The organism is Actinacidiphila acididurans (genome assembly GCF_016918855.1).
GTDB classification, from domain to species: domain Bacteria; phylum Actinomycetota; class Actinomycetes; order Streptomycetales; family Streptomycetaceae; genus Actinacidiphila; species Actinacidiphila acididurans.
The window spans coordinates 188,513-214,948 of sequence record NZ_JADKYB010000005.1; the positions used below are offsets into that span (position 1 = coordinate 188,513).

Annotated in this window: 24 protein-coding genes and 1 tRNA gene; 11 read left to right on the forward strand and 14 right to left on the reverse strand. The window is 68.4% G+C overall.

All coding sequences use genetic code 11. The annotated features are described in order from the left end of the window. Window positions 1–7: 7 nt before the first annotated feature. From ITX44_RS11050 to galU, 10 genes are all read right to left on the reverse strand, one after another. A complete protein-coding gene (locus tag ITX44_RS11050) occupies window positions 8–2,653 on the reverse strand; it encodes a YfhO family protein (protein WP_205356936.1) in 2,646 nt (881 codons plus the stop codon). A 299-nt stretch (window positions 2,654–2,952) separates the two neighbouring features. Continuing rightward, the gene (locus ITX44_RS11055; protein WP_205356937.1) at window positions 2,953–3,549 is read right to left on the reverse strand and encodes a TetR/AcrR family transcriptional regulator; all 597 of its coding nucleotides are present in this window, start codon (window positions 3,547–3,549) and stop codon (window positions 2,953–2,955) included. Window positions 3,550–3,944: 395 nt separating this feature from the next. Then, entirely contained in the window at window positions 3,945–4,577 is a 633-nt protein-coding gene (locus ITX44_RS11060) for a GTP cyclohydrolase II (RefSeq protein WP_205356938.1), read from the reverse strand. A gap of 285 nt (window positions 4,578–4,862) precedes the next feature. Next, window positions 4,863–4,936, reverse strand: a tRNA-Ala gene (locus ITX44_RS11065). An 84-nt stretch (window positions 4,937–5,020) separates the two neighbouring features. Continuing rightward, window positions 5,021–6,067: a divisome protein SepX/GlpR gene (gene sepX, locus ITX44_RS11070; protein WP_205356939.1), complete on the reverse strand. Its 1,047-nt coding sequence runs from the start codon at window positions 6,065–6,067 to the stop codon at window positions 5,021–5,023. A 122-nt stretch (window positions 6,068–6,189) separates the two neighbouring features. Continuing rightward, window positions 6,190–6,807: a GNAT family N-acetyltransferase gene (locus ITX44_RS11075; RefSeq protein ID WP_205357189.1), complete on the reverse strand. Its 618-nt coding sequence runs from the start codon at window positions 6,805–6,807 to the stop codon at window positions 6,190–6,192. Beyond that, entirely contained in the window at window positions 6,804–7,418 is a 615-nt protein-coding gene (locus tag ITX44_RS11080) for a MogA/MoaB family molybdenum cofactor biosynthesis protein (protein WP_236060382.1), read from the reverse strand. The genes ITX44_RS11075 and ITX44_RS11080 overlap by 4 nt, the downstream gene beginning before the upstream one ends. Further along, window positions 7,415–7,897 carry a cyclic pyranopterin monophosphate synthase MoaC gene (moaC, locus tag ITX44_RS11085; protein ID WP_205356940.1) on the reverse strand — a complete coding sequence of 161 codons (483 nt, stop codon included), beginning with the start codon at window positions 7,895–7,897 and terminating at the stop codon, window positions 7,415–7,417. Before moaC ends, ITX44_RS11080 begins: the two co-directional genes overlap by 4 nt. A gap of 85 nt (window positions 7,898–7,982) precedes the next feature. Then, the gene (gene glp / locus ITX44_RS11090) at window positions 7,983–9,308 is read right to left on the reverse strand and encodes a molybdotransferase-like divisome protein Glp (RefSeq protein ID WP_205356941.1); all 1,326 of its coding nucleotides are present in this window, start codon (window positions 9,306–9,308) and stop codon (window positions 7,983–7,985) included. Further along, on the reverse strand, window positions 9,305–10,213 hold the full coding sequence (gene galU / locus ITX44_RS11095) for a UTP--glucose-1-phosphate uridylyltransferase GalU (protein ID WP_205357191.1): 909 nt from the start codon (window positions 10,211–10,213) through the stop codon (window positions 9,305–9,307). Before galU ends, glp begins: the two co-directional genes overlap by 4 nt. An 81-nt stretch (window positions 10,214–10,294) precedes the next feature. Between galU and ITX44_RS11100 the strand changes: the two genes are divergently transcribed. Then, window positions 10,295–10,888, forward strand: coding sequence for a 5-formyltetrahydrofolate cyclo-ligase (locus tag ITX44_RS11100; RefSeq protein ID WP_205356942.1), 594 nt, complete (start codon window positions 10,295–10,297; stop codon window positions 10,886–10,888). Window positions 10,889–10,951: 63 nt separating this feature from the next. On the opposite strand, the gene ITX44_RS11105 is transcribed toward ITX44_RS11100, so the two are convergent. After that, a complete protein-coding gene (locus ITX44_RS11105) occupies window positions 10,952–13,681 on the reverse strand; it encodes a penicillin acylase family protein (protein WP_205356943.1) in 2,730 nt (909 codons plus the stop codon). Between the two features lie 174 nt (window positions 13,682–13,855). Here ITX44_RS11105 and ITX44_RS11110 point away from each other — a divergent pair, with 174 nt between their 5' ends. The 5 genes from ITX44_RS11110 to ITX44_RS11130 all read left to right on the forward strand — a co-directional run bounded on the left by ITX44_RS11110 (window position 13,856) and on the right by ITX44_RS11130 (window position 19,406). Further along, a complete protein-coding gene (locus ITX44_RS11110) occupies window positions 13,856–15,349 on the forward strand; it encodes a potassium/proton antiporter (RefSeq protein WP_205357192.1) in 1,494 nt (497 codons plus the stop codon). Window positions 15,350–15,712: 363 nt separating this feature from the next. Continuing rightward, window positions 15,713–16,861 (forward strand): MFS transporter, encoded by a 1,149-nt coding sequence (locus ITX44_RS11115; protein ID WP_372440875.1) that lies wholly within the window; start codon window positions 15,713–15,715, stop codon window positions 16,859–16,861. A gap of 66 nt (window positions 16,862–16,927) precedes the next feature. Further along, complete coding sequence (locus ITX44_RS11120; RefSeq protein WP_205356944.1) at window positions 16,928–17,236, forward strand: FmdB family zinc ribbon protein; 309 nt, start codon at window positions 16,928–16,930, stop codon at window positions 17,234–17,236. Window positions 17,237–17,343: 107 nt separating this feature from the next. Next, window positions 17,344–18,201, forward strand: a complete 858-nt coding sequence (locus ITX44_RS11125; RefSeq protein ID WP_205356945.1) for an S-methyl-5'-thioadenosine phosphorylase — start codon at window positions 17,344–17,346, stop codon at window positions 18,199–18,201. A gap of 896 nt (window positions 18,202–19,097) precedes the next feature. Beyond that, window positions 19,098–19,406 (forward strand): MscL family protein, encoded by a 309-nt coding sequence (locus ITX44_RS11130; protein ID WP_205356946.1) that lies wholly within the window; start codon window positions 19,098–19,100, stop codon window positions 19,404–19,406. On the opposite strand, the gene ITX44_RS11135 is transcribed toward ITX44_RS11130, so the two are convergent. Then, a complete protein-coding gene (locus tag ITX44_RS11135) occupies window positions 19,378–19,635 on the reverse strand; it encodes a hypothetical protein (protein WP_205357219.1) in 258 nt (85 codons plus the stop codon). The two genes, ITX44_RS11130 and ITX44_RS11135, sit on opposite strands and share 29 nt — an antisense overlap. Before the next feature lie 113 nt (window positions 19,636–19,748). On the opposite strand from ITX44_RS11135, the gene ITX44_RS11140 reads away from it, so the two are divergent. Both ITX44_RS11140 and ITX44_RS11145 read left to right on the forward strand, forming a co-directional pair. Continuing rightward, the gene (locus ITX44_RS11140; RefSeq protein ID WP_205356947.1) at window positions 19,749–20,915 is read left to right on the forward strand and encodes a PLP-dependent cysteine synthase family protein; all 1,167 of its coding nucleotides are present in this window, start codon (window positions 19,749–19,751) and stop codon (window positions 20,913–20,915) included. Window positions 20,916–20,996: 81 nt separating this feature from the next. Further along, a complete protein-coding gene (locus ITX44_RS11145) occupies window positions 20,997–22,226 on the forward strand; it encodes a low temperature requirement protein A (RefSeq protein ID WP_205356948.1) in 1,230 nt (409 codons plus the stop codon). Here the strand turns inward: ITX44_RS11145 and ITX44_RS11150 are convergent. After that, window positions 22,187–22,933 carry a VIT1/CCC1 transporter family protein gene (locus ITX44_RS11150; RefSeq protein ID WP_205356949.1) on the reverse strand — a complete coding sequence of 249 codons (747 nt, stop codon included), beginning with the start codon at window positions 22,931–22,933 and terminating at the stop codon, window positions 22,187–22,189. The two genes, ITX44_RS11145 and ITX44_RS11150, sit on opposite strands and share 40 nt — an antisense overlap. Before the next feature lie 116 nt (window positions 22,934–23,049). Beyond that, on the reverse strand, window positions 23,050–24,045 hold the full coding sequence (locus ITX44_RS11155) for a sigma-70 family RNA polymerase sigma factor (protein ID WP_205356950.1): 996 nt from the start codon (window positions 24,043–24,045) through the stop codon (window positions 23,050–23,052). Between the two features lie 214 nt (window positions 24,046–24,259). Here ITX44_RS11155 and ITX44_RS11160 point away from each other — a divergent pair, with 214 nt between their 5' ends. The 3 genes from ITX44_RS11160 (at window position 24,260) to ITX44_RS11170 (ending at window position 26,312) form a co-directional block, all read left to right on the forward strand. Then, window positions 24,260–24,781, forward strand: coding sequence for a GNAT family N-acetyltransferase (locus tag ITX44_RS11160; RefSeq protein ID WP_205356951.1), 522 nt, complete (start codon window positions 24,260–24,262; stop codon window positions 24,779–24,781). A 116-nt stretch (window positions 24,782–24,897) separates the two neighbouring features. Continuing rightward, complete coding sequence (locus ITX44_RS11165; protein ID WP_205356952.1) at window positions 24,898–25,680, forward strand: dioxygenase family protein; 783 nt, start codon at window positions 24,898–24,900, stop codon at window positions 25,678–25,680. 20 nt (window positions 25,681–25,700) lie between these two features. After that, window positions 25,701–26,312 carry a hypothetical protein gene (locus ITX44_RS11170; protein ID WP_205356953.1) on the forward strand — a complete coding sequence of 204 codons (612 nt, stop codon included), beginning with the start codon at window positions 25,701–25,703 and terminating at the stop codon, window positions 26,310–26,312. The last annotated feature ends 124 nt before the right edge of the window (window positions 26,313–26,436 follow it).

Here is a 26,436-nt window from a genome sequence, read left to right on the forward strand (position 1 = left end):
GCGCGACTCACACCACCGGATGGTCCGCCATCGCCGTGCCCACGGTCATCTCTTTCTCTTCCTCGGGCACTTCCGATTCACCATTCCGGGTAAGCCGCCGCCCGCGCCACCACGTGTACGCCGCGACGGCGGCCACTCCGACGAGTGACGCCCCGCCGATCGCCTCTCCGGCGCGCAGCCCTGGCGGCGTGAAGGAGCAGGAGATGCCGGTCGCGCGCCCGTCCAGCGGCACCGACAGCAATCCCAGGTACGGCTGCGCCGGCCGCGAGGCACCGCCACCTGTGGTACTGCAGTTCCACCCGCTGATGTCGGGTGTGGCGACCACCGCGTAACCGCGGGACCCGGCGGGCAACTGCGCGCTGATCCCGTCGTCGGTGACGTGCACCTGGGTGGCCGCTCCCGCCGCGAGCCGCCGTTCCGCCGCAGCGAGCCGCCGCATGTCCAGGCAGCCGACACCGAGCGCGTTGAGCGTTCCGGGCTCGTACACCCGCACCCAGGCGGTGAATTTCCGGTGCCGCGAGGCCGTACCGAGTTGCTGCACCACGGCCCGGTGCGTGGGATAGCTGCCGATGTACTTCACCTGCTGGTGCCCCGTCAGGTGGACGTCAGCCGTCGCATAGGGCGCCCAGAAGTAGATCCGGGTGCCAGCCGGGCAGGAGGACTCCACCTTGTAGGTGCTGCCCTGGGCGTCGCCGACGGTACCGGTCACGGCGTAGTGCCCCAAGGCATCTGGGTGCAGCAGGTGCCCCTGGGGATCCAACAGCCGCATCTTGCCCGGCGTGTAGACGCGGGAGCCCAGCAGCAGTTGCTGATTGGTGTACGGCGACACCCCGTACGCGGCTGCGGGCGCCTTCTCGTGCACGGTGACCAGCGGCGGCACCTGCTCCCGTGTGACGGTCGGAGGCGCGGTCTCGGGCACGGCGTCCTTGCGGTTCGGTCCGGGCACCGAATGCAGCCGGGCGCCCACCGAGAACAGGATGTCGGTTACGGGGTTGTCCAGGCTCTGCAGGGACCGACCGCGCGACGTCCAACCGCCGCCCAAGGAGGCGAGCGTGTTTGTCCAGATGTCGGGCGTCAGGCTGCTGTAGTACTGCGCGCCCTGGCCGCCGACAGCCAATGGGTCGTTGCCGACGGTCTGCTCGCGTCCAGGGTCCGTGCGGTAGTCCGGCCACGCGTCGGCCGTCTCGATCTGCTGCCGCTGCCACGTCTGGCGCTTCCCCCACACGGGGTACTTGTCGAAGGCGGCGACCCGCTTGCGGTCCATCCAGGCGTTGCTGAGTGCGGACTGCCCCATCTGGGTGACCAGAAGCACACCGATCGCTATTGCGGCGGGCGCCGCACGACCCAGGCGCTCGGAACGCCGCAGCAGAAGCAGGGCCCCAGCGCTCGCGGCCAGCCCGAGTGCCACTCCGGGATACGCCCCGGGACCCGCCAGCCCCTTGTCGGCGGTCAGTACGGCAACCGCGACGACAGCGACCAGCACACCGGCGGCCCCACCGATCTGCCGCGGGCTGGGCAGCCCATGGGCGACCGCGAACCAGGCGGCAATCACCAGCATCCCGCTGAAGACGAACGTCTGCCGGTACGGGCTGCCATTGGGCGTCGTGAAGGCGTGCCACAGCAGATGCGTCGGTTTCCAGTCGAACGACGCGGCCACCGCCACCACCATCACCGACCACACGACGCGAGTGCGTCGCGGCACCTGCGGGTGGAAAGGCAGCGCAAAGGCGAGCAGCAGAGCGGCGGCGTCGACGTACATCGACGGCGTGGAGAACCCATATGTGCCGGGCAGCAGTCGTATCAGCAGGTCGGAACCGTTGACCGGCTGGAAATCACGCACCAGGCCGGGGTACGCCAGCTTGGTGCCCTTGACGATGGTGAGCAGCAATGGCGCGGTCAGCCCGATGCCCAGGACGACACTGATGGCAGCCCGGCCGACCGCGAACAGCTTCTCCCACACCGTCGCCCCGGATTCGGTGTCGGTGATCAGGCGCGCGATCAGCACCAAAGCCGCCCCCATGGTGGCCATGTATGCGGTGTAGAAGTTGGCGGTCCACCACAAGGCGACGACCACCACGGACAGCACCGGCCGCCGCCTCTGCCGCGCCCATTCGCCGACCATGCACAGCATCGGGAACGCGATCAGCCCGTCCAGCCACATGGGGTTGTACGACGCCTGCATCAGCGTCCAGCCGCACAGCGCGTAGGAGGTGCCGAGGAGGCCAGCCGCCCACCACCGTCCGGGACGCAGCGCCAGCAACAGGCAGGCCATCGCGGCGGCCGCGGAAGCCGTCTTCAGGACGGTGATGACGTAGACGGCAAGGTCGATCTGATCACGCGGGAAGAGGCCGACGAGGAGGGCGAACGGGCTGGAGACGTACGTTCCCAGGTCCGGCAGGAAACTGGTGCCGTAGCCCGACTGCCAGTTGAGCAGGATGCCGCCGTCGGCCTTGCCGTGCAGTAGGTCCCACAGGTGGGCGTGGAACGGGACGAACTGGTTGCCGAGGTCGTTGACGTCACGGGTGCGGAATCCGAAGGGATACTGCCGTGCTATCGCGTCCCCGGCGCAGAAGGTGACCGCAGTGACGCAGGCCGCCAGCAGGGCCGCGCGCAGTCGCGCGACAGCGCCCGGGGGAAATGTCTTCGGCGCCATCGGTTTCCCCCGGTGCACATGATTCCCTTGATGTCACCACATGTTATTCGGATGGTCAGTACGCAACGGTGTATGGCGATCGACGGCAAGGTTAACGGCCCGTCTTCGGCGAGTAATAGACCCTGCCGCTCGTCATCTTTTGCAGAATCGTGAAAACGGAAATGGAACCACTGGGCCCGATATCTCATCCGCCCCTCTCCGGCGCCGGATCACGCCATTGACACCCGCCAGCGGCGTCGCCGACAACAAGGGCGCACGGCGGCACGGGTGGTAATAGGCGACGCCCAGGTGGGCGGGAGTTACGAGAGGCCGAGCGCCGGAATGACCACCGCGTCGAGGTAACGGTGGTTGTACTCCGGGTCCGGGTCGACACCCTCGATGACGGACCGGGCGAAGGCACCCCCGAAGAGCATGTGCGGAAGGAATTCGCTCGCGGGGTTGTCGGCGGCCAGTTCACCGCGGTCCACGGCACGCCGCACCAGGGTGCGGAAACTCTCCAGCTCCGGCTCGACGAGCAGTTCACGCAGCGCCCGGAACAAGTCCTCGTTCTGGAACGCGGCGTGGGCGAGCCCGCGCATCAACTGTTGATCGCGTTTGGTCTCGTTCGTGTCGTGCGCCCGGACGAGCTCGTGCAGGTCCCCGGCGAGCGAACCGGTGTCAATAGTTGCGGCCGACACCGGCTTGCACTGACGCAGCGCAGTGGCGACCAGTTCCGGCTTGCCCTTCCACTGCCGGTAGAGCGTGGCCTTGCTGGAACGCGTCCGGGCGGCGACGGCGTCCATGGTGAGCGCCTCGTAGCCGACCTCCCGCAGCAGCTCGACCACGGCCTCGTACAGCTCCTGCTCGCGTTCGGGAGTCAGGCGCGTGCGGCGCGCGGCGGGCGTCTCCGTGGGCATGTCCTGTCCTCCGTCCTGCTGGTCGTCATGCGGACAAACGACTGCGTACGACGGGGCACGCCCCCGGCCTCATCCGGAGACCCCCCTCGGGCCTCCGACATCAGCCGATCGAAACGATGTCGTACACCTGAAGAATAGTGCGCCCGCCATCGAAACGCCATCGTTTCGGTGGTGGCTCACGTCACGTCCGTCACACCGCCCAGCCGCATGAGACCCCGGTCAAACGCACACCGGCATCGCTCACCCGTACGGGTGCGTTCACACCCGTCGTAAGTGTGCCAGTTCGGACTGTGTCCGCGCATGGACGACGGAAAGGACACTGACCCGGCACCCGGGTTCCTCCGTTGCGCATGACCCCGCTCCCGGGGCCCTTCGCGCCAGAGGCGACCCTGGGCTCAGGCCGGCAACGCCAGCGAGTGGCCGGTGCGCTCCACCTTTGCGCGCAGGTAGCGGACATTGGCCGCTGACATGTGCACACCGGTCGGGATCCGCTCGACCACGCTCACGCCGAGGGCGCTCAGCTGTGCGGCCTTGTCGGGGTTGTTGCTGAGCAGCCGGATGCGCTGGGCACCGAGGACAGTGAGCATCTGAGCGGCGGCGGTGTAGTCACGCTCGTCCTCACCACGACCGAGCGCCACATTGGCCTCATAGGTGTCCAGCCCCTGGTCCTGGAGCGCATAGGCGTCGAGTTTCGCGTAAAGGCCGATGCCGCGGCCTTCCTGGCGCAGATAGAGCAGGTAGCCGCCGCTCTGCGAAATACGTTCAACCGCCTCGCGCAACTGCGGGCCGCAGTCGCAGCGCTCGGAACCGAAGACGTCGCCCGTCATGCACTCCGAGTGCGGCCTGACCAACGGCACGTCGGCGTTGGCGTAGTCGCCGAGCCCGAGCGCAAGGTGCTCCTTGCCGTCCGCAAGCCCGTTGAAGGTGAACACGTCGGCGGTGGTGCCCCACCCGTCGGGGAACCTGAGCGGCACGCGCACCTTCGTTCGGATTCCGGCGCTGGGCGCCGGGACTGCGTCAACCGTCATGGGTGTGACCCCCTCAGAAGAATCTTGAAAGCTCAAGCTCTTGAGAGGGTCTGATTATTTCCAGCCACCTGGGAGTGTGCTTCAGGTCACATGACCAGCTCAGCCGCCGTGTGTACACAAGACGGCGGCGCCTTGGTGTCCGAATCCGCGTTCAGAGACAGGCAAGCACCAAGGTGCCCGCCCGCAGCGACAGGAGCCAGGGGAAAACAAAAATCCCGCCAGATCGTGATGACCGGCAGGATCTGTTGTTCAAGCCTGAATGGCTCAAAAGAACCGAACAAGGTGTGGACCTGAGGGGATTCGAACCCCTGACCCCCTCGATGCGAACGAGGTGCGCTACCGGACTGCGCCACAGGCCCTTGCAACGAGGAAGACTCTAGCACCCCGGCGACGGTGATCGTGAACGCGATTCCGCCTGGCCGGGGCGGACAGCGGGGCCGCGGTCACTCGTTGGCGGCGCGGGGGCGGTCGGGGTCGGCGTACTGGTCGAACAAGGGCGTTCGGGCGCTGCGCGGGCGCTTGACGGGGGGCTGCTGGCCGCCTGGACGCTCAGGGGCCCGCTCGGGTCGCTCCGTACGCGCGGAAGGCTCGGTCGGAGTCGTACCGGAGCGCGCGGAGCTCCACGTGTCAGGTGCGCCGGCATCGACGCCGCCAGGGGTACGGGGAGCGACGGGCGCCGTGACGTACGTCGGCAGCGGCACGGGTACGGGCTCCCAGCCGTCGTCGCCCGACTGCTGGACGCGCTGCTGATCGACCCACTCCGCGTGGTCGGTCTGCTCGACCAGAGCGCGCCGGTCCGCGGTACGCGGAGAAGGTGCGGGCTTCGGCGCCGGAGACGCGGAGGCGGCGTGCGGGGGCACTGGGCGCTCGCGCTCCGGGCGCGGGGCGGGAGCGGGCTCCTCGGCCTGGCGCGCGCGAAGTCGTCGTGCGGCTTCGGCTGCCTGGCGCTGATCGAGCCGTACCTCGTAGCGGCGACGTTCCTGGCGGCGCATCTGGCCGATGTACAGGGTGAGCAGGACAGCGGGGACGGCAGGCGCCCAGAGGAGCGCAACGCCGCCGACGGCCGCGGCAATGGCGCCGATGGTGAAGGCGAGGAACAGTAGCGTCGTGGTTCGCCGCCGGCGCGCCAGTACCCTGGCGCGCGGATTCGGTGCGTGCGTGCCGGCCGGAGTGGCCGCCGCAGGCTGCGCGGGGCGTGGAGCGGCGGGCCGCACCTCGGTGACGGGCACGGCGAGGCCGCGGACGTCCACGGAACCGGCCAGGTCGATGTCGTCCGCATCCATGTCGGTCTCGGGATCGACGGCCTCACCCCGCGCTTTCGCGACGCGCCGCTCCATCGCCGCCCGTCCGGACAGGAGCCGGATGGCGGTGCTGAAGCGTTCCGTCGGACGCGCTTCGTTGAGTTCGTCCTGCCTACGGAGCCACATCGGCACCAAGTAGGCAGCCCAGGCCCCGACGATGACTGCGTAAATGAGGCCACTACTGCTCACCCGCTACACGGTAGGGGTGATCGAGACACGCCATCCGGAATTTGGCTCGGTGTGTCGCACGATCTGGCTGATATGCCGAGAATTTTTTGCGATCGAAGCTATTTTTCGAACAAAGGTTTTATTTACGTGGTGCGCTGTGTGCCTGCCTGGTGCCAGCGGTGCAGCAGGCCCTCCGGCACCTCCTCGGCGGTGAGGGCGTAGACGAGGTGGTCCCGCCAACCGCCGTCGATATGCAGATAGCGCGGGCGCAGCCCTTCCTCGCGGAAGCCGAGTTTCTCCGCCACCCGGCGGCTGGGGGCGTTCTCGGGGCGAATGCAGACCTCGATCCGGTGCAACCCGACGCGACGGAAGCAGTGGTCCACGGCGAGCGCGACGCAGGTGGGCATCACGCCGCGGCCGGCGACGGCCTCGTCGACCCAGTAGCCGATGTGCGCCGAGCACATCGAGCCCCAGGTGATTCCCGCAACGGTGAGTTGACCGGCCAGCCGTCCCTGGTACTCGATGACGAACGGCAGCATGCGGCCGGCGTTGGCCTCCCGGCGCAGGTGTCGCACCATTTGACGGTATGTCGGGCGCTGGGCCACATGACCGGGGGGAGCGGGCGGCACGGTGGCCTCCCACGGCCGCAACCACTCGCGGTTGCGGCGGTTGACCTCGCGCCATGCGCGCTGATCACGCATCCGGATCGGGCGGAGGGTGATGTCACCGTCCACCAGCTCAGCCGGCCAGGACCCGTTCAGCTCGGTCTCCCCATCGCGGAATCATTCGGATGGTCCTTTGTGCGGTGGTCACTGGAGTGATCACCAGTTCGCTCGTTCGGGTGATCGTGCGGGCGGTCAGCCCGCTGATCATCTGCTTTCTCGTTCGGGTGATCGCCGCCGCGGATCTGGTCGACGGCGTGTACGGCCAGAAGGGCGAGCACGGCCAGGCCGTCCTTCACTCCTCCGGTCGAACCCGGGAGGTTCACCACAAGAGTGCGTCCACTGACCCCCGCGACGCCACGGGACAGCGCGGCTGTGGGCACCTTCTCGCGCCCGGCGGCGCGGATCGCCTCCGCGATGCCGGGGATCTCGTAGTCCAGCACGTCCCGGGTGACCTCCGGGGTGCGGTCCGTCGGCGAGATACCGGTACCGCCAGTGGTGACCACGAGGTCGTATCCGGCGGCCACCGCCTCGCGCAGCACCTCCCGTACGGGCTCGCCGTCGGGCACGACCCTGGGTCCGTCCACCGCGAAGCCGAGCTTCTCCAGAGCGGCGACGATCAGCGGGCCGCCGCGGTCCTCGTACACCCCTGCCGCCGCTCGGTTGGAAGCCGTGACGGCGAGCGCCCGCATTGTCGTCGAGCCGGTCATGCCCGACGCCAGGTGCCGGATTTGCCGCCGGTCTTCTCCTCGACCCGTACGTCGGTGATGACCGCTCCCTTGTCGACCGCCTTCACCATGTCGACGACGGCGAGCGCGGCGACGCTGACGGCTGTGAGCGCTTCCATTTCCACGCCGGTACGGTCGGTCGTCTTCACCGTGGCGGTGATTTCGACGGCATCGTCGGTAACGGCAAGGTCGACGCTGACCCCGGACAGCGCCAAGGGGTGGCACAGCGGAATCAGGTCGGGGGTGCGCTTGGCACCCATGATGCCGGCGATCCGGGCGGTGGCCAGGGCGTCGCCTTTGGGGACGCCCTCGCCGCGCAGCAGCTCGATCACGCGCGGGGTGACCAGGACACGACCCGTCGCTCTGGCCGTACGCGCGGTGACGTCCTTCCCGGAGACGTCGACCATGCGTGCGGCGCCGGCCTCGTCGAGGTGGGTGAGGTGATGCTGAGCGCTGCTCATCGTTCTCCCGGTGCGGTCTCTTGGGCAGACACCGTACCGGCACGTTGGGATGCCTGCCCCGCCGGTCCTGGGACGGGTGACCGCGCTACTGGTCCAGCAGGATGACGTCCACCTCGGCCCCGGCCGCAACAGAGGTGTCGGTTTCCGGTACGACAATCAGCGCGTCGGCATGCGCAAGTGCCTTCACCAGGTGCGAGCCCGCGCCACCCACAGGGGTGACCGTACCGGTCGTACGGTCGTAATGCCCGCGCAAGTATTGCCGCTTGCCCGCAGGTGACCGTTCGATGCCGCCACCGCACACGGCTCGTACGACTTCCCGGTGGATGTCGGCCGACCCCATGAGCGTGCGGATCGCCGGCCGTACGAACAGCTCGAAGGAAACGTACGCGCTCACCGGATTCCCGGGCAGCGCGAAAAGGGGCGTCCGGTCCGGGCCGATGCGGCCGAACCCCTGCGGCTTGCCCGGCTGCATGGCGAGCCGCCGGAAGTCCACGAACCCGCCACTGTCCCCAGCCTCCTGTTCGAAGGACCCCCCGAGCGTGGACAGCGCCTCCTTCACGACGTCGTAGGCTCCCACGCTGACGCCACCGCTGGTGACGACGACATCGGCGCGGATGAGCTGGTCCTCGATGGTGTCGCGCAGGGTCTCGACCTCGTCGGTGACGGCGCCGACCCGGAAGGCGATGGCGCCCGCGGCACGGGCGGCGGCAGTGAGCGCGAAGCTGTTGGAGTCGAAGATGCGGCCTGGGGCGAGCGCGTCACCGGGCTGCACGAGTTCGCTGCCGGTGGAGAGCACCACGACGCGCGGGCGCGGCCGTACCGTGACCGTGCCGAGGCCGATCGCCGCCAGGAGGCCGATCTGCGGGGGCCCGAGGACGGTACCGGCAGCCAGCGCCATCTCGCCGACGGCCGCGTCACTGCCGCGGGCCCGTACGAACTGCCGCGCCTCCGCGGGCCGGTGCACCCGTACCTCGCCGCCGGCCCCCGCCGGATCGGTGCTGCGCGGGCTCATGGCGGTGGCCGGGCCGCCGCCGGTGCCGCCGTCGGTCCACTCGACGGGAACGACGGCCTCTGCGCCGGGCGGCAGCGGCGCGCCCGTCATGATCCTGGCGGCCTGGCCGGGACCGACGAGCGGCGGCTCACCGCTGCCGGCCGCCACGTCGCCGATCACGTCGAGGACGGCAGGGTGCTCCTGGGTCGCCGAAGCCACGTCGGCGACCCGTACGGCGTATCCGTCCATGGAGCTGTTCTCGAAGGGTGGAAGCGCCACCGGCACTGTCACGTCCTCGACCAGTACGCACCCTTGTGCGTCGAGCAGTTGCAGCTCGATCGGCTCCAGTGGGGCCAGCTGCCCCAGGATGCTCTGCAGGTGTTCTGTGACGGACCACACGCGGTCGGCGCCGTGACTCACTCTTGCATCTCCTCATTGACATACGAACGCAGCCAGGTCCGGAAATCCGGGCCCAGGTCATCACGTTCGCATGCCAGTCGGACAATCGCACGCAGATAGTCACCTCGGTCGCCGGTGTCGTACCGCCGACCGCTGAAGACCACGCCGTGTACCGGGCCGCCGTTGTCGTTGCGGCCGGAGAGCTCGCGCAGGGCGTCGGTGAGCTGAATCTCACCGTTCCTGCCGGGCTCGGTCTTCTTGATCGCCTCGAACACCGCGGGGTCGAGGACGTAGCGGCCGATGACGGCGTACGCCGAAGGCGCCTGCCCGGGCTCGGGCTTCTCGACGAGGTCGGTGACGCGCACCACGTCCTGGTCGGCGGTCGGGATTATGGCGGCCGACCCGTAGAGGTGGATGTGCGCGGGATCGACCTCCATGAGCGCGATGACGCTGCCGCCGTACTGCTCCTGGACATCGATCATGCGCGGGAGCAGCGGGTCGCGGGGGTCGATGAGGTCGTCGCCCAGGAGTACGGCGAAGGGCTGGTCGCCTACGTGCGGCTCGGCGCACAGGACCGCGTGACCGAGGCCCTTGGGGTCGCCCTGGCGGACGTAGTGCATCGTGGCGAGGTCGCTGGACTCACGCACGCGGGCGAGGCGGGATTCGTCACCCTTGCGGGTGAGTGCCTCTTCCAGCTCGTAGTTGCGGTCGAAGTGGTCTTCAAGGGCACGCTTGTTGCGGCCGGTGATCATCAGAACATCCGACAGCCGCGCGGACACGGCTTCCTCCACCACGTACTGGATTGCCGGTTTGTCGACAACCGGAAGCATCTCCTTGGGCGTCGCCTTGGTGGCAGGCAGGAAGCGCGTGCCGAGGCCGGCCGCGGGGATGACAGCCTTGTTGATCCGTGTACGTGAGTGCGTCATGGCGGGCACCATAGCGGCCGAGTATGTGCAGAAGGTGAAGAACAGTTTGCTTATGGCTGATAGGTGACGATTGTGCGTGGTATGAGCCGAACCCGAGCACAGAAGGCGGAGTTGCGAGCGCAGCTCCTGAAGGTCCGGCGCGGGTTGACTGCCGGTGAACGCGAGGCGGCGAGCGCGGCACTGGGGAAGAGAGTACGTGACCTGGCGGTGCTGGCAAGCCACGGGACGGTTGCTGCGTACATGTCCATCGGCACGGAGCCCGGGACACACGAGATCGTCGAGGCCATGCGCCAGGCCGGCACCCGCGTGTTGCTGCCTGTCCTGCTGCCCGACAACGACCTGGACTGGGCCGAATACCGCGGCCCCGCCGCCCTGGAACGCACCTCCCGTGGCCTGATCGAGCCCACCGGGGAACGACTCGGCCCGCAGGCCGTCACCGCAGCCGACGCTGTACTGCTGCCCGGCCTGGCCGTGGACGTACACGGTGTGCGACTGGGGCGCGGTGGAGGCTCGTACGACCGGGTGCTGGCGCGCCTACAGGCTGCGGACGCGCATCCCGTGCTCGTGGTGCTGCTGTACGCGCACGAGGCGGTCGACACGGTTCCGCGGGAACCGCACGACCACCTCGTGGACGCCGTGATCACTCCTGAGGGAGTACGTCACTTCGGAGGGTGACTGTTGTCCGTCACCTGGGCGTCGGTTTCGATTCCCGCGTCCATGGAGCCCGGTTTCAGGCGCTCATGGGGTCAGCGCCATCTTCTGCTTCGCCGCCTTGTCGACCTGGGCGTCGGAGAAGTACCACGGCAGTAGCTCACCGTTCGCCCACTTGCTGGTCTGGTCGGTGTAGTGCGCGTTGTACGCGTGGCCCGACGCCCCGGTGAGGTTGATCCAGCGGGACTTGTCGAAGTCCTGGAGGTTGACGATCATACGCATGGACGGCACCCAGATCACGTCGTAGCCGCCGGCCGCGTCCCAGCCGGCCGCGTCAACGGCCGCCTCACCGCCGCTGAGCTGCCAGGGGCCGCGGTTGAGCAGCCACTTGACGATGCTCGATCCGTCGGTGCCCAGCGTCTGATTCTTCAGGGTCAGCTTGTGCAGCCGGCCCCAACTCCAGGTGTTGATGTCCTTGCCGAGCTTGGCGGTCAGCTCGTAGCGCGCGTCCTTCATGGCCTGCTCCAGCAACTGGTCGCGGCTGCTGTGGTGGGCCTTGTTCGGGTCGCCGCTGAAGAAGGCGGTGGTGGACATGGTCCACCAGGGGTTGTTCTGGTCCGGGAGGATGTTGCGGACCACCTCGAACCAGCGGTCGCTTCCGTCGGGCTGGGCCATGTCGGGATCGCGCTCGCCGCACTCCTGGACCGTGCCGCCGCTGCCGTCCAGGTTGTCCACGGGGCCGGTCTGCCCGGCCGGCGGCACGCGCAGGCACTGGCCCTTGGGGCGTAGTTCCTTGGGCAGCTTGTTACCGAAGGCGAGCTTGAGGACGTTGCGCCACACCGCGTTGAAGTACGCTGCGGCGGCCGAGTCGGAGTCCTGGTTCTTGTCCCAGCCCTCGAGCAGCTGTTGCGCCTGACGGACGTAGTCGCCCTTGTCGTTCGTTATGTTGATCTTCAGGAGGTAGGGCACCAGGAGCTTGGCGATCTCGCTGCTGTCGTCGTTCTGCATCGACTGCATGTCGTCCATCGAGATCTTGCCGTTGTCCTGGATCTTCGACTGGATGAGGCTCTCGATGCGCTGACTGCGGGTGCCGTAGTCCCAGTCGCTCGTCAGCAGGTACGGGTATTTGCTCTGGTCGATGACGGCCTGGTTGGCGGTGACGATGTAGCCGCGCGTGGGGTTGAGCTCCCACGGCAGCGACTTGAACGGGACGGCCGTATCCTTCCACGCGTAGCGCGAGTCCCAGCCCGGCACCGGGTACGTACCGTCGACGCCCTTGGCGCGGATCGGGATCATGCCCGACGCCTGGTAGCCGATGTTCCCCTTGGTGTCGGCATACACGAGGTTCTGCGACGGCACGGCGAAGTCCGCGGCCGCGTTGCGGAACTCCTTGAAGTCGCGCGCCCGGTCCAACTCGAAAACGGCGTCCATGGTCTTCGACGAGGTAAGCGCCGTCCACTTCAGGGAGACCGCGTAACCGCTACTGACGCCACCCGGCGAATTCGTGACCGGCGCGGCCTGCCCCACCTGGCGGATCTCGTCGCTGCGGTCGGAGATCACCGGGCCGTTGTTGGTCTCGCGAACGGTGATCGTACGGGGCTTGCCGCCGGCAACCTTGATCGTCTCCTGGCGGGTGATGAACGGGTGCTGCTTGCCGTCGTACAGGTACGTGTTCGCAGTCACCTTTTCGAGGTACAGGTCGGTGACATCGGCGCCCATGTTGGTCATTCCCCAGGCAATGTCCTGGTTGTGGCCGATCACCACACCGGGCATCCCGGAGAAGGTGTAGCCGGCGACGTCGTACGGGCAGGAGGCACTCACCGTGCGGCAGTGCAGACCCATCTGATACCAGACGGACGGAAGCTCCGGCGCCAGGTGCGGATCGTTGGCCAGCAGCGGCTTGCCAGTCGTCGTGTACGTACCGGACACGACCCATGCGTTGGAACCGATGCCGCTGCCATTGGGCCCGAGCAGCGCCGGCATCTGGTCGATGATCTGAGAAATCCCGGCGAGCTGGCCGGTCACCGTGCTGTTGAGCCCCTGCGGCACGCTGCCGCTCGTCGCCGTGGACGGCTCGTAGTTTCCGGTGGCCGTGTTGACCGTGCCCGGGTCGTCGACGATCGGAGAATTCCGACTATAGGGATACTCCGGGTAAAGCTGCTTGATCTGCGCCTGGCTGAGGCGGCTGGTCATCAGAGTGCGGTCGATCTCATCCTGCATGTTGCCGCGCAGATCCCACGCCATCGCCTTCAACCAGGCGACGGAGTCGACCGGCGTCCACAGTCCCGGCTTGTAGCTGTGGCTCAGCGACAGATCCGCGTACTCCAGTGAGAGCGCGGCGCCGCTGTGGTCCTTCAGGTACGCGTTGACGCCCTCGGTGTACGCCTGGAGGTACCGCTTGGTGCTCGGGTCGAGCAGGTGGTCGTACTCGTACTGCGCCGTGCCTCGCCAGTTGAGCGTGCGCAGGAAGGCGTCGGTTTCGACCTGCCCTTTGCCGAACATCTCCGACAGCCGGCCGGCGGTGAGGTGGCGGCGGACGTCCATCTCGTAGAAGCGGTCCTGCGCCTGGACGAAGCCCTGGGCGCGGAAAAGGTCCTCCGGGGTGTCGGCGTAGATCTGCGGGATGCCGTTGGCGTCGCGTTTGACGTCCACCGGCGCCGTGAGGCCCTTGAGCTTGAGCGATCCCGATGTCTGCGGGAAGGAGTCGCGAACGGTGCTGACGGTCCAGTACGACCCGTAGCCGAGCCCCCCCACCAGCAGCAGCACGAGCGCGACGACGATGAGGCGTACGCGGCGGGACTTCTTCCGTTCGGGCATCGCTGTCCTTCGAGGGGGCAGGGCGGTGATCCAGGTGCTCGTTGTGCAAGGGCAACCATAGGGGCACACGTTGTGGGCGCCGGACACGGTGCCCGGTCGCTGGGCGGTGGACCAGGGAATGTCAAGGGAGGGTAAAATATTAGATAAGGCAATGAAGTTGAAAGGACCGGTGCCCTGACTGTCCACCACCTCAACGAGATCCTGCTGATCGGCGCCGCCGTGCTCCTGGTCGCGGTCGTCGCCGTGCGCCTCGCTTCGCGCAGCGGCCTGCCCACCCTGCTGATCTACGTCGGCATCGGTGTCGCCATAGGCCAGGACGGCGTGTTCGGCTTCACCTTCGACAACGTGCGGCTCACCCAAGTGCTCGGATATGCGGCACTTGTGGTGATTCTGGCCGATGGCGGCCTGGGCACGAAGTGGCACGAGATCAAGCCGGTGGTGCCGGTCGCGGCGGTGCTGTCCACGGTCGGCCTCCTGGCGAGCGTGTTCATCACAGCGGCCGCGGCGCACTTTGTGGCGGGTCTGGGGTGGCAGCAGTCACTGATCATCGGCGCGGTGGTGTCGTCCACGGACGCGGCAGCCGTCTTCTCGGTCCTGCGGAACGTCCCGCTTCCCAAACGGGTGACCGGCGTCCTGGAGGCGGAATCCGGGTTCAACGACGCACCTGTCGTCATCCTTGTTGCGGCTTTCTCGACCACGGGGCCGGTCGACCACTGGTACAAGCTGATCGGCGAGATGGCGCTGGAGTTGGCCATCGGCGCGGCGATCGGCATCGCGGTCGGGTGGCTCGGCGCATACAGCCTCAAGCACGTCGCCTTGCCCGCGTCCGGGCTCTACCCGATCGCCGTGATGGCCATCGCGGTGGGTGCCTACGCGGCCGGCGCCATGGCGCACGGTTCCGGTTTCCTCGCCGTGTACCTCGCCTCGCTCATCCTCGGCAACGCCAAGCTGCCGCACCGGCCCGCCACACGGGGTTTTGCCGAGGGGTTGGGCTGGATAGCGCAGATCGGGCTCTTTGTTCTGCTCGGCCTGCTGGTCACGCCGCACGAGCTGTACGACGACGTGGTGCCCGCGATCGTCATCGGGCTGTTCCTCACCGTCGTGGCACGCCCGGTCTCGGTGATGCTGAGCCTGCTGCCTTTCCGGACGCCTTGGCGCGAGCAGGCGCTGATGTCCTGGGCGGGGCTGCGGGGTGCGGTGCCCATTGTGCTCGCCACGATCCCGATGGTGTCCGGGGTGGCCGACAGCAAGCGGATCTTCAACATCGTGTTCGTTCTTGTGATCATCTACACCCTGGTGCAGGGGCCGACGCTGCCGTGGGCCGCACGCTCACTGCAGCTCGCCCAAGGGGCGCCCGCAGACGCGGCCGACCTGGGCATCGAATCGGCGCCCCTGGAACGGGTACAGGGGCACCTCCTGTCGCTGACCATCCCCAAGGGCTCCCGGATGCATGGGGTCGAGGTGAACGAGTTGCGGCTGCCGACGGGCGCGGCCGTCACCCTGGTCGTGCGTGACGGCTCCAGCTTCGTGCCGCTCCCGACCACTGTCCTGCGACGGGGCGACGAATTGCTGGTCGTGGCGATCGATCCGGTACGGGACGCCGCCGAAGAGCGGCTGCGGGCGGTGGGCCGCGGCGGCAAGCTGGCCGCGTGGCTGGGAGAACGGTGACCTCGTCGGGCCGCTTGTGACGCAAAGCACGCGGGGGCGGATCATCCGCGAGGGTTGCGTACGATGATCAGGCATTTGTTGAGTACGACCTCTGCCTGATGCAGGACCGGCGCGGGTGACCCGCGCAAAGCGGACGGTCTTCGGCGCAACGACACGGTGACCCGTGCGTGCGCTACCAGGCGGCAGAAAGTTCAGTAAGTGGCATCCAAGGTGCCCACCTCCACGCCGTCGGCCGACGCACCAGCGGCGAGCACAGCCGGAAAGCCCGGTTACCGGCAGCTTCTGCGCACGCCTGACGTGTGGACATTCCTCCTGCCGGGCTTCGCCGCCCGTCAGCCGTTCGCCATGCTCACCATCAGCTTGGTGCTGCTCGTCGAGCACACCACCGGCTCATACGGCACGGCCGGCGCTGTCGCGGCCGTCACCGGAGTGTCGATGGCGTTGTGCGCCCCGCGGGCAGGACGTCTCGCCGACCGGTACGGCCAGCGGACTGTGCTGCTTCCAGGCGTCGTGCTGCACTCGGCGTCGGTCGCGGGGCTCATCGCCCTCGCCCTGGCGCAGACGCCGGTTTGGGCACTCCTCGCTGCGGCCGTACCAGCTGGTGCCACGGTCCCGCAGATCGGACCGATGGTGCGAGCCCGTTGGGCAGCGGCCTTGCAGGGGGCACACCCCTCGCTGGTCACCACTGCGGCGGCTTTCGAGTCGGTCACCGACGAGTTCACCTTCGTGATCGGACCCGTACTCGCCACCGCACTGTGTACCGGTGTGCATCCGGCGGCAGGACTGTGCGCGGAGGGGGCACTCACCTTGGCGGGTGGCATCCTGTTCGCGGCGCAACGGAATACAACTTCGGTGCCGCAACGCATGGCGACCGGGACTCGGACTGATCATCCGACCGCGCTGTCGGTGCCTGGAGTACGCGCCCTTGCTGCGGCGTTCCTGGGCATCGGAACCGTCTTCGGCGGCATGCAGGTGTCGCTGGCTGCCTTCGCCCACGAGATAGGCCGCCCCGGAATCAGTGGGCTTCTCTACGGGGTCTTCGCCGCCGGCAACATGCTGGCCGGCGTGGTGTACGGCGCGATCTCCTGGGGACGGGGACCGCGGATCCGGCTGCTGGGCTCGTACGTGGCCCTGGCGCTGGCCTGCGCGCCGTTGTGGGCGGCGCACACGGTGCCGGCTTTGGGGTCGCTCGGCCTGGTGACAGGCCTGTGCGTCGCGCCCGCGCTGATCACCGGATACACGCTTGTCGACGCCTTGGTGCCGTCGGCCATCCGCACCGAGACGTTCACCTGGATGACAGGGTCGGTCGCGTTCGGCCAGGCCGTGGCAGTCACGGCGGCTGGTGTGCTGACCGACCGGTTCGGCTCGCATGTCGGGTTCACTGTGCCGCTGGCCGGGACAGCGGTGGCGCTTGGCGTGCTCGTCGTCATGCGCGGGAGGCTGGTGACCCGGACGCGTCCGGTTACGGCTGCGGGTGTGATCGGTCACCGTAGGCCGGTCGTGGTGGACTGACGGCAGGAAATACTGCACTATGGAGCGTCGTTAGCACTCATCGAGTGAGAGTGCCAGGAGGAGCAAGTGCCGACCTACCAGTACCAGTGCACCCAGTGCGGCGAGGGCCTCGAGGCGGTGCAGAAGTTCACGGACGACGCGCTGACCGAGTGCCCCAACTGCGGCGGACGCCTGCGCAAGGTCTTCTCGGCCGTGGGCGTGGTCTTCAAGGGTTCCGGGTTCTACCGCACCGACAGCCGTGGCTCGTCCTCCAGCAGCGCTCCGGCGGGGAAGGGCAGCGGCAGTTCGGACAGCAAGTCCTCCGACAGCGGAAGTTCGTCGTCGAGCACGCCGTCGACCGGTTCCTCGTCGTCCAGCAACACGTCTGCGGCCTGAGCGCCGCAGTTCGCTCCTCCGGGACGCCGGCGACCTTCACGAACCCTCCGCTGCCTCGTCGGCGGAGGGTTCGCCGCAAGCGCGCACCCGGAATAGGGTGATCAATCATGGTGACAAGCAGCGGCGAAGAGCAGGCGCAGGCCGAGATCGGCGTCATCGGCGGGTCGGGCTTCTACTCCTTCCTCGATGACGTGACCGAAATCACGATCGAGACCCCCTACGGTATGCCCAGCGACTCGCTGTTCATCGGCCAGGTGGCCGGCCGACGGGTGGCATTCCTCCCCCGCCACGGCCGCAAGCACCACCTGCCGCCACACAAGATCAACTACCGGGCCAATCTGTGGGCTTTGGCATCCGTTGGTGCACGCCAGGTCCTCGGGCCGTGCGCAGTAGGCGGCCTTCGGCAGGAATACGGACCCGGCACCCTGCTTGTACCGGACCAGCTCGTTGACCGCACGAAGTCACGCGCCCAGTCGTATTTCGACGGCGAGGTGCGCGTTGACGGCCAGGTGCCCAACGTGGTGCACGTGACCTTCGCCGACCCGTACTGCCCGGTGGGGCGGCAAGCCGCGGTGCGGACCGCCAGGACGGCGGGCTGGGAAGCGGTCGACGGCGGGACACTGGTCGTCGTGGAGGGGCCGCGTTTCTCCACTCGTGCGGAATCGCTCTGGCATGCCGCGCAGGGCTGGTCGGTGGTCGGGATGACCGGGCACCCGGAGGCCGTGCTCGCCCGTGAGTTGGGGTTGTGCTACACGTCGCTGACTTTGGTCACCGACTTGGACGCGGGAGCGGAGTCGGGCGAGGGCGTCTCGCACGAGGAAGTCCTTGAGGTGTTCGCAGCGAACGTCGGGCGCATGCGGGATGTGCTCTTCGACGTGGTCCGCGTGCTCCCGGACAATGCCGACCGCGATTGCCTGTGCCAGAAGGCGCTCGGCGGCCAGGAACCGGGGATCGCCCTCCCGTAGAACGCGCCTCATTCCCCTGCGGGGAAGAGGTTCACTCAGGATTTCACTCGCATGTGCGGTCGGGTTTTCCACAGGTGCGGAGTTTTCCACAGGCGCCCGAACGGGATCGGCTGGGATTGCGCGATGGTGGACGGGCCGACCGGTCCTGGTCGGGTCGTTCACGTCAGGCGGTGTTTGCCGTGTCCTCCTTCCCTCCCCTTCCGTTTTCTTCTTCGACTTCGTCATCGCAGGCGAATGAGCCGCCTTCGGATTCCGCTCTCGGGCTGGCGCCTCCGCTTCCGTACACACCTCCACGCTGTGATGTGCCGATGTTCCCGCCGATCAGAGTGAGCGGACGTGGCGGAAAACGACTGCTGCGACAGGCAGTACGCCGAAGGCGGCGCGCCCTGACCGCAGGTCTGGCAACGGCGGCCGGCGTACTGGCGGTGTCCGCCGCTGCTCAGGGCGCCCCGCCGGGGCAGCCGCCCCCGCCGCCACGCGCTCCCAATCCTGCAGCGTCCTACCCTGCCGCACCTCCGCCCCCGGTCAAGGACCCGGTACGGATCGCAGACGCTGCGGTCGCGGCGCTACTGCGGCCCGGCGACCGGGTGGACGTACTGGCCGCCGGCCGGATCGTTGCCCGGTGCGTGCCTGTGGTGACCGTCCCGAAGCCCGCCCAGGAACAGCAGGCGCCCGTCACGGTAGACAGCGGGGGTACGAGCGGTGCGCTGGTCGTCCTGTCGGTGCCGCGCCTCACCGCCGCCGCGTTGTCCGGTGCCTCGACAGCGTCTCCCTTGGCGGTGACATGGTGCTGAATCACCCGTCCGTGGAAGGCGATTGGACAGCCCGCTCCTCGACTGGCTTGGACGGCGGAATCCATCGTTCAGTCACGCCGGGTTCAGGCAAGGCGCAGTCGATTGAGCGAGGCGAGCAAGCCGTGTCTGCTGGCGGGGCTCAAGGATTTCGTCGTGCGGGGGAACGTGATCGATCCGGCGGTTGCGGTGGTGATGGGTGCGGCGTTCACGAGCGTTGTGAACGCCGAGGTCAATGCTGTGATCAACCCGCTCGTCGGAGCCTTCGGTACGAAGGACCTCGCTGGGTACTCATCCTGTCTCAAAGGCCCGTGCTCGGTGAACGGCAAATGGGAGGCCATCAGCAGCATCCGGATTCACGCGCTCGAAGCAGTGCTCGGCGGCTTCAGAGGTGGTGCGGGGGCTTCTCGTTGAGGAACCGGACGAAGTCGTCGTCCGCCGCACCGGAAGGGGAGTCCCCCCAACCCCGGTCGGAGTCGTCGGCCGAGGGCCGGTCGAGCGGGTCGTCGAAGATCAGTGCGGCAGCCTTGGCCCGAGGGGGCGGCGTAGCAGAACCGTCGCCGGGCGCCGCGGACGGCCCGTCGCTCGATTCGGAGGCGGGGCGGCCGTCCTCGGTACGACCGGATTCTGGAACGGTGCTCATGCCTCAAGAATACGAAAACCGCACCGCACTGCGCTCACCCTCCGTACCCAAGCGGCAGCGGGGAGATGCCCCAAGTGACGATTTGAGGGCCTCGGGCGGATATACCTGGCCGCATGAAGACACCCCGGCCCGGCCCTTCACCCAACTCTCCGGCCGCAGCAGCGCAGGAAGCGGACATCGACCGAAGCGACCTCGCGTACCGCCGCTGGTTGAGCGAGGCCGTGGCGAAGGTCCAGGCCGACGCCAACCGGTCGGCAGATACCCATTTGCTGTCAGTGCCGCTCCCGGCGGACTGGGGCGTCGACCTCTATCTGAAGGACGAGTCGACGCATCCGACCGGCTCTCTCAAGCACCGGCTGGCCCGCTCGCTGTTCCTGTACGCGCTGTGCAATGGCTGGATCCGGCCGGGGCGCCCGGTGATCGAGGCTTCGAGTGGGTCGACGGCGGTGTCGGAGGCGTACTTCGCCCGGCTGATCGGTGTCCCCTTTGTGGCCGTTATGGCCCGCGGGACGGTGCGGGCGAAGGTGGACCTGATCGAGTTCCAGGGCGGCCGATGTCATCTGGTGGACGATCCGTCCGAGGTGTACGGGACGGCGGCCAGGCTGGCCCGGGAGACTGGCGGTCACTACATGGACCAGTTCACGTACGCGGAACGGGCGACGGACTGGCGGGGCAACAACAACATCGCGGAGTCGATCTTCCGGCAGATGTCGGCGGAACGGTATCCGGTGCCGACGTGGATCGTGGCCACGGCGGGGACCGGCGGCACGTCGGCGACGCTGGCCAGGTACGTCCGGTACGCGCAGGCAACGACGGGGATCTGCGTGGCGGATCCGGAGAACTCGGCGTTCTTCGCGGGGTGGCGGGACGACGATCCCGCGGTGACGACGGGAACGGCGTCGCGGATCGAGGGGATCGGCCGGCAGCGAGTGGAGCCGAGCTTTGTGCCGAACGCGATCGACCGGATGATGCGGGTGCCGGACGCCGCGTCCGTCGCGTCCGTCCACGTCCTCGAACGCCTCCTCGGGCGAAGGGCCGGCGCGTCAACCGGAACCGGACTATGGGCGGCGTTCCGGATCATCTCCGAGATGCGTGAGAGCGGCGAGCGCGGGAGTGTCGTCGGGCTGTTGTGCGATCCGGGCGAGCGCTATGTGGAGAAGTACTACTCGGACCGCTGGCTGGCGGTGCAGGGCCTCGACATCACGCCGTATCTGGAGCGGCTGGATGCCTTTCTGGGCACGGGCTCGCTGAGTGGGCCGGAGCCGATCCGTGATCGGTGACGGCCGGGTGCCGAGGAGTGCGACACCGGGACCCGCCCGTTGGGCTGCACACAATGGGTGGGCTGGCGCAAGGTTGCGTGCATGAGTGATCCCCTGAAGGCACCCATTGCCGCTGCGCGGGCGAGCGGGGCGTTGCGGCAGATGACGGCGCGCGGTCGCGGTGAGTCGCACCGGGTGTCCACTCCGCTGGAGTTGTTCTTCGACCTGTGCTTCGTGGTCGCGGTGGCGCAGGCAGGCGCGCGGCTGGTCCATGCGGCTGGTGACGGGCACCCAGGGCACGGAGTCACCGGGTACCTGATGGTTTTCTTCTCCATCTGGTGGGCGTGGATGAACTTCTCGTGGTTCGCCTCGGCCTATGACACCGACGACGTGCCGTACCGGGTGACAACGCTGGTGCAGATCGTGGGCTCACTGATTCTGGCCGCGGGGGTGCCACGTGCGTTCGACGACGGTGACTTCCGGCTGTCCGTGATCGGTTACGTGGTGATGAGGCTCGCGCTCGTGACGCAATGGCTACGGGCGGCGCGGTCGGAGACCGGTGGAGCGCGGGCGACAGCGCTGAAGTATGCGGTCGGGGTGGTGGTCTGCCAGGTCGGCTGGGTGATTTTGCTGCTGCCGCTCGGGGCGCCGCCGGTGTGGGCGTTCCTTGTGATGGCGTTGGCGGAATTGTCCGTTCCGACGCTGGCGGAGCGATCGGCGCCCACAGCCTGGCACCCGCACCACATCGCCGAGCGGTATGGCCTGTTCACGATCATCGTGCTGGGTGAGTCGGTGTCGGCCGCCACGGTGGCGGTGCAGTCCGCGGTCGACGCGCACCGGGCACTCGGTGATCTCGTGCCGATCGCGGTCGGCGGGCTGCTGATCGTGTTCTCCGCTTGGTGGATCTACTTCGCCGTTCCCATTCACGGCCACCTGGCGTCCAACCGGCAGGCCTTCTTGTGGGGCTACGGTCATTTCGCCGTGTTCAGCTCGGCTGCGGCGATCGGGGCGGGGCTGGAGATCGCCGTGGAGCAGGCGGTGGGTGCGAGCGGGGTGTCGATGCGCGGCGCTGCTGCGGCGGTCACGCTGCCGACAGCCGTATTTCTGCTCTCGGTCTGGGCGCTCCACGCGCGGCACACCAAGCGCGGTCCGGCGCAGCAGTCCACTTTGCCGGTGACGGCTGCGGCGGTCGTGGCGTGCACGTTCAGTGGGTCGCACGCGGTGCTGTGGGCGGGGCTCGTGAGTGCGGGGGCGGTGGCGCTCGGGGTCATTCTGGTGGCGCGGGCCGCGGTTCACACGCCGGTCGCGCCCAGCAAGGAGCCGACCGCGTAGGTGACGGCCATGGCGATGGCGCCGCCGGCGGCGTTGCGGATGACGGCGGGACGGACAGGGGCGCTGCCGAGGCGGGCGCTGCCCCAGCCGCAGCTGACGAGGGCGATCAGGACGGCGGCGACGGTGATCGCCAGGCGCCAGTCCTGGGGCGGCAGAACGATGGCCAGCAGCGGCAGCAGGGCACCGATGGTGAAGGACAGGAAGCTGGCCCAGGCCGCGTGCCAGGGGTTGGCGAGTTCATCGGGGTCGATGCCGAGTTCCACTCGGGCGTGGGCGCCCAGGGCGTCGCGGGCGGTGAGTTGTTCGGCGACTTCGCGGGCGAGGTCGGCGCTGATGCCGCGGTCCTGGAGGAGGCCGGCGAGCTCGTCGAGTTCGGCCTGCGGGGTGGTGGCGAGTTCTTCGCGTTCCACGGCGAGGGCTGCCTGTTCGGAGTCGCGCTGGGTGCTGACGGAGACGTACTCGCCCGCGGCCATCGACAGCGAGCCCGCCAACAGCCCCGCGAGCCCGGCCGTGAGCAGCGCGGAACGGGAGTCGGTGGCGCCTGCCACGCCGACGACGAGGCCCGCAGTGGAGACCACGCCGTCGTTGGCGCCCAGGACGGCAGCCCGCAGCCAGTTCAGGCGGGTGCCGAGACCTTCTTGGTGCGGCTCGTGCGGGTGCGGTCCGGGTTCGTCGGCGTCCGGGGGCTGCGGGCTCGCGTCACTCATGCGTCGCAGCGTCTCACCCCGGCGTCCGAGGGTGTGAGCGGGACAGGCCGAACCCCGGCGCGGGGGGGTGCACCGGGGTTCGGGTTCACGGCCTCGTGACGGGGCCGGGCTCGGTATCAGGCGGCTTCGTAGTCCAGGCCGGTGGCTCGGGCCATGCGCTTGAGGTCGGCCAGGGCGTGCTTCTCGATCTGGCGGATGCGCTCGCGGGTGAGGCCGTGCTCCTTGCCGACCTCGGTAAGAGTGCGCTCGCGGCCGTCCACGATCCCGTAGCGGGCGCGGATGATCGAGGCGGTGCGGTCGTCGAGGCGGTCGATGAGCCCGTCGAGTTCCTCACGGCGGAGCATGACCAGCACCGAGTCCTCCGGGGAGGGCGCGGCGCCGTCCTCGACGAGGTCGCCGAACTCGGTCTCGCCCTCGGCGTCCACGGACATGTTCAGCGACACCGGGTCGCGCGCCCAGTCCAGGACGTCGGTGATGCGCTCGGGGTTGGTCCCGAGTTCGGCGGCGATCTCCGCCGGCTCCGCGTCCCGTCCGTGCTCACGGCTGAACTCGCGCTGCACGCGCCGGATCCGCCCCAGTTCCTCGACCAGGTGCACGGGCAGCCGGATCGTACGGGACTGGTCGGCGATGGACCGCGTGATGGCTTGGCGGATCCACCAGGTCGCATAGGTGGAGAACTTGAAGCCCTTGGCGTAGTCGAACTTCTCGACAGCGCGGACCAGGCCCGCGTTGCCCTCCTGGATCAGGTCGAGCAGCGGCAGGCCGCTGCGCGGGTAGCGGCGGGCGACGGCGACGACGAGCCGCAGGTTGGACCGGATGAAGATGTCCTTGGCGCGTTCGCCGGCGGCGACCAGCCTCTCCAGTTCCTCGCGAGTGGCGTCACTGCCCGCGCTTTCGGGCAGGTCGGTGTCGGCGGCGAGTATGCGCTCGGCGTAGACGCCCGCTTCGATGTCCCGGGAGAGCTCGACCTCCCGGGCGGCATCGAGCAGCGGCGTGCGCGCGATCTCGTCCAGGTACATGCCGACAAGGTCGCGGTCGGCGACTTCCCCGCCTGCGGCGCGAACACTGCTGGTCTCGCCTGCTTGACGACGGGCGACGGCACGGGTTGCCATGCGTGCTCCCTTACGAAGGTGCGATCGGTCTCGGTCGGATCGGGCTGCCGGGTCGGTGGCCGCCCCGTTTCGGCGTTCGCCTCCTTGTGGCTCCTGCCTACCGGCTGCCCCATCCGATCGGGATAACGACTGGAATCCGGACACAATTCCCATGTCGTCACCTGTTTTTTATGATCATGCAGTACCCTGTGCCGCCGCATAGTGAGGTCACGCGATGCCGGAACGTATGAACGTGCAGGTCAGTCCGGGTAAAGAGGCCGATCTGACCGCGCTCACCGAGATCTACAACCACTACATCCGCGAGACGCCCGTCACGTTCGATGTAGTGCCGGTCACCCCGGAGGAGCGACGGCCGTGGTTGCTCTCCCACCCGGAAGACGGCCCGTACCGCTTGATGGTTGCCCGGGCGCCGGGCCCGGCGGGCGAGATCCTCGGTTACGCGACCAGCAGCCCGTTCCGCGCGAAGGCGGCGTACAGCACGTCGGTGGAGACGAGCATCTACCTCGCGGCGGGTGCGGGCGGCCGCGGGGTCGGCACTGCGCTGTACCGACGGTTGTTCAACGCTTTGGAGGGTGAAGACGTTCACCGCGCGTACGCGGGAGTCACTCTTCCGAATGAGGCGTCGATACGCATCCACCAGCGGTTCGGGTTCCGGCGGATCGGGGTGTACGAGCAGGTGGGACGCAAGTTCGGCGTCTATCACGATGTGGCGTGGTTCGAGAAGCCGCTGAACTGACGCAGCCTTGCGCCGGCGGCTCGGGTGGCCGACCGCATTCCAGGCAGGACCCGCAGCTCCGGGGCCCGGATCGTGGACCACTCCCGTATGATTGAACATTCAAGGAGGTGGTCCCGATGACCACGGCACCGGAGCGCATGCCCGCGCTCTACCTCTCGCACGGCGCCCCGCCGCTCGCGGACGACCCGGTATGGCCGGCAGAACTCGCCGCCTGGGCGGCGGACCTGCCGCGTCCCAAGGCGATCCTGATCGTCTCCGCCCACTGGGAGGAGGCCCCGCTGGCGATCGGCGCGACGACGACCGTGCCGCTGGTGTACGACTTCTGGGGCTTCCCCGAGCACTACTACCGCGTCCGTTACCCGGCGCCCGGTGCGCCGACGCTCGCCGAGGACGTGCGCAAGCTGCTGCGCGGCGCCGGTCACCCGGTGCAGGACGTACCGGACCGGGGGCTCGACCACGGGGCGTACGTGCCGCTGGTGGAGATGTTCCCGGGTGCCGACATCCCGGTGCTTCAGGTGTCGATGCCGACGCTGGAGCCGGAACGGCTGCTGGAGATCGGGCGGCGGCTGGCACCACTGCGGGACGAGGGCGTGCTGATCGTCGGCAGCGGGTTCTTCACGCACAACCTGGCGGCGCTCCGGTACGCGGCGCACGGCACGCCGAGTTGGTCGGCGGAGTTCGACGACTGGGGGCGGCGGGCGCTGGACGGGCAGGACGTCGACGCACTGCTGGACTTCGAGCACACCGCGCCGGCCGGACAGCTGGCTCACCCGCGTACCGAACATTTCGCCCCGCTGTTCGTTACGCTCGGTGCTGCGGAGTCCGATCTGGGCCACCAGCGCAGCATCATCGACGGTTTCTGGATGGGCCTGGCAAAACGTTCCATCCAGCTCGGCTGAACAGGAAGCATCACCACCTCATGCAGTTCCCCCACAAGCGACGCATTGTGATCGCCGCGGCCGCCCTCGCGGGCGCGGTGAGTCTGGCGGCCTGCGGTTCCGGCGCGAAGCACTCCGCCGCCATTGCGACGCCTTCTGACAACAAGCCGGCGGCCTCGGCCGTCTCCTGGCCGGCGCCCACGGACGCCACCGCGCAGGCACAGGCAGCCGGGCTGCCGATGCTCGGCCAGGAGGGTCAAGTCCTGCACATCCACAGTCACCTGGACGTGTATGTGGACGGCAAGGCTGTGACAGTGCCGGCGGACGTCGGCATCGACCTCGTCAAGCAGCGGATCAGCCCGCTGCACACGCACGACACCTCCGGCGTCGTGCACATCGAGTCGCCCGTGAAGAAGGACTTCACGCTGGGCGAGTTCATGACCGAGTGGAACGTGCCGATCAGCAAGGCCGCGCTCGGCCCGCTGAAGACGGGCGGCGGCAAGGAGCTGCACGTCTATGTCAACGGCAAGGAGCAGACGGGTGACCCCGCCTCGCTGAAGCTGGTTGCGCACGACGAGATCGCCGTCGTCTACGGCACGGCGGGCGAGCAGGTGCACGTACCGACGTCGTACAACTGGCCGCAGGGCCTCTGACCGTCGCCTGGGCCGCGGCACAAGGCGCGTACAGCGACGGCCACGGCTCGTACGACGCAACGAGAAGGTCCCCACTTCTCCGGGTGATCCGGAGAAGTGGGGACCTTTGTCGTCACGAAACCCG

Coding starts and splice junctions, on each gene's coding strand:
- ITX44_RS11050 (WP_205356936.1), bottom strand. CDS start 2,653: ATGGCGCCGAAGACATTTCCCCCGGGCGCTGTCGCGCGACTGCGCGCG.
- ITX44_RS11055 (WP_205356937.1), bottom strand. CDS start 3,549: ATGCCCACGGAGACGCCCGCCGCGCGCCGCACGCGCCTGACTCCCGAA.
- ITX44_RS11060 (WP_205356938.1), bottom strand. CDS start 4,577: ATGACGGTTGACGCAGTCCCGGCGCCCAGCGCCGGAATCCGAACGAAG.
- ITX44_RS11080 (WP_236060382.1), bottom strand. CDS start 7,418: ATGACCGGCTCGACGACAATGCGGGCGCTCGCCGTCACGGCTTCCAAC.
- moaC (WP_205356940.1), bottom strand. CDS start 7,897: ATGAGCAGCGCTCAGCATCACCTCACCCACCTCGACGAGGCCGGCGCC.
- galU (WP_205357191.1), bottom strand. CDS start 10,213: ATGACGCACTCACGTACACGGATCAACAAGGCTGTCATCCCCGCGGCC.
- ITX44_RS11100 (WP_205356942.1), top strand. CDS start 10,295: ATGAGCCGAACCCGAGCACAGAAGGCGGAGTTGCGAGCGCAGCTCCTG.
- ITX44_RS11105 (WP_205356943.1), bottom strand. CDS start 13,681: ATGCCCGAACGGAAGAAGTCCCGCCGCGTACGCCTCATCGTCGTCGCG.
- ITX44_RS11125 (WP_205356945.1), top strand. CDS start 17,344: ATGGTGACAAGCAGCGGCGAAGAGCAGGCGCAGGCCGAGATCGGCGTC.
- ITX44_RS11135 (WP_205357219.1), bottom strand. CDS start 19,635: ATGAGCACCGTTCCAGAATCCGGTCGTACCGAGGACGGCCGCCCCGCC.
- ITX44_RS11140 (WP_205356947.1), top strand. CDS start 19,749: ATGAAGACACCCCGGCCCGGCCCTTCACCCAACTCTCCGGCCGCAGCA.
- ITX44_RS11145 (WP_205356948.1), top strand. CDS start 20,997: ATGAGTGATCCCCTGAAGGCACCCATTGCCGCTGCGCGGGCGAGCGGG.
- ITX44_RS11150 (WP_205356949.1), bottom strand. CDS start 22,933: ATGAGTGACGCGAGCCCGCAGCCCCCGGACGCCGACGAACCCGGACCG.
- ITX44_RS11155 (WP_205356950.1), bottom strand. CDS start 24,045: ATGGCAACCCGTGCCGTCGCCCGTCGTCAAGCAGGCGAGACCAGCAGT.
- ITX44_RS11160 (WP_205356951.1), top strand. CDS start 24,260: ATGCCGGAACGTATGAACGTGCAGGTCAGTCCGGGTAAAGAGGCCGAT.
- ITX44_RS11165 (WP_205356952.1), top strand. CDS start 24,898: ATGACCACGGCACCGGAGCGCATGCCCGCGCTCTACCTCTCGCACGGC.
- ITX44_RS11170 (WP_205356953.1), top strand. CDS start 25,701: ATGCAGTTCCCCCACAAGCGACGCATTGTGATCGCCGCGGCCGCCCTC.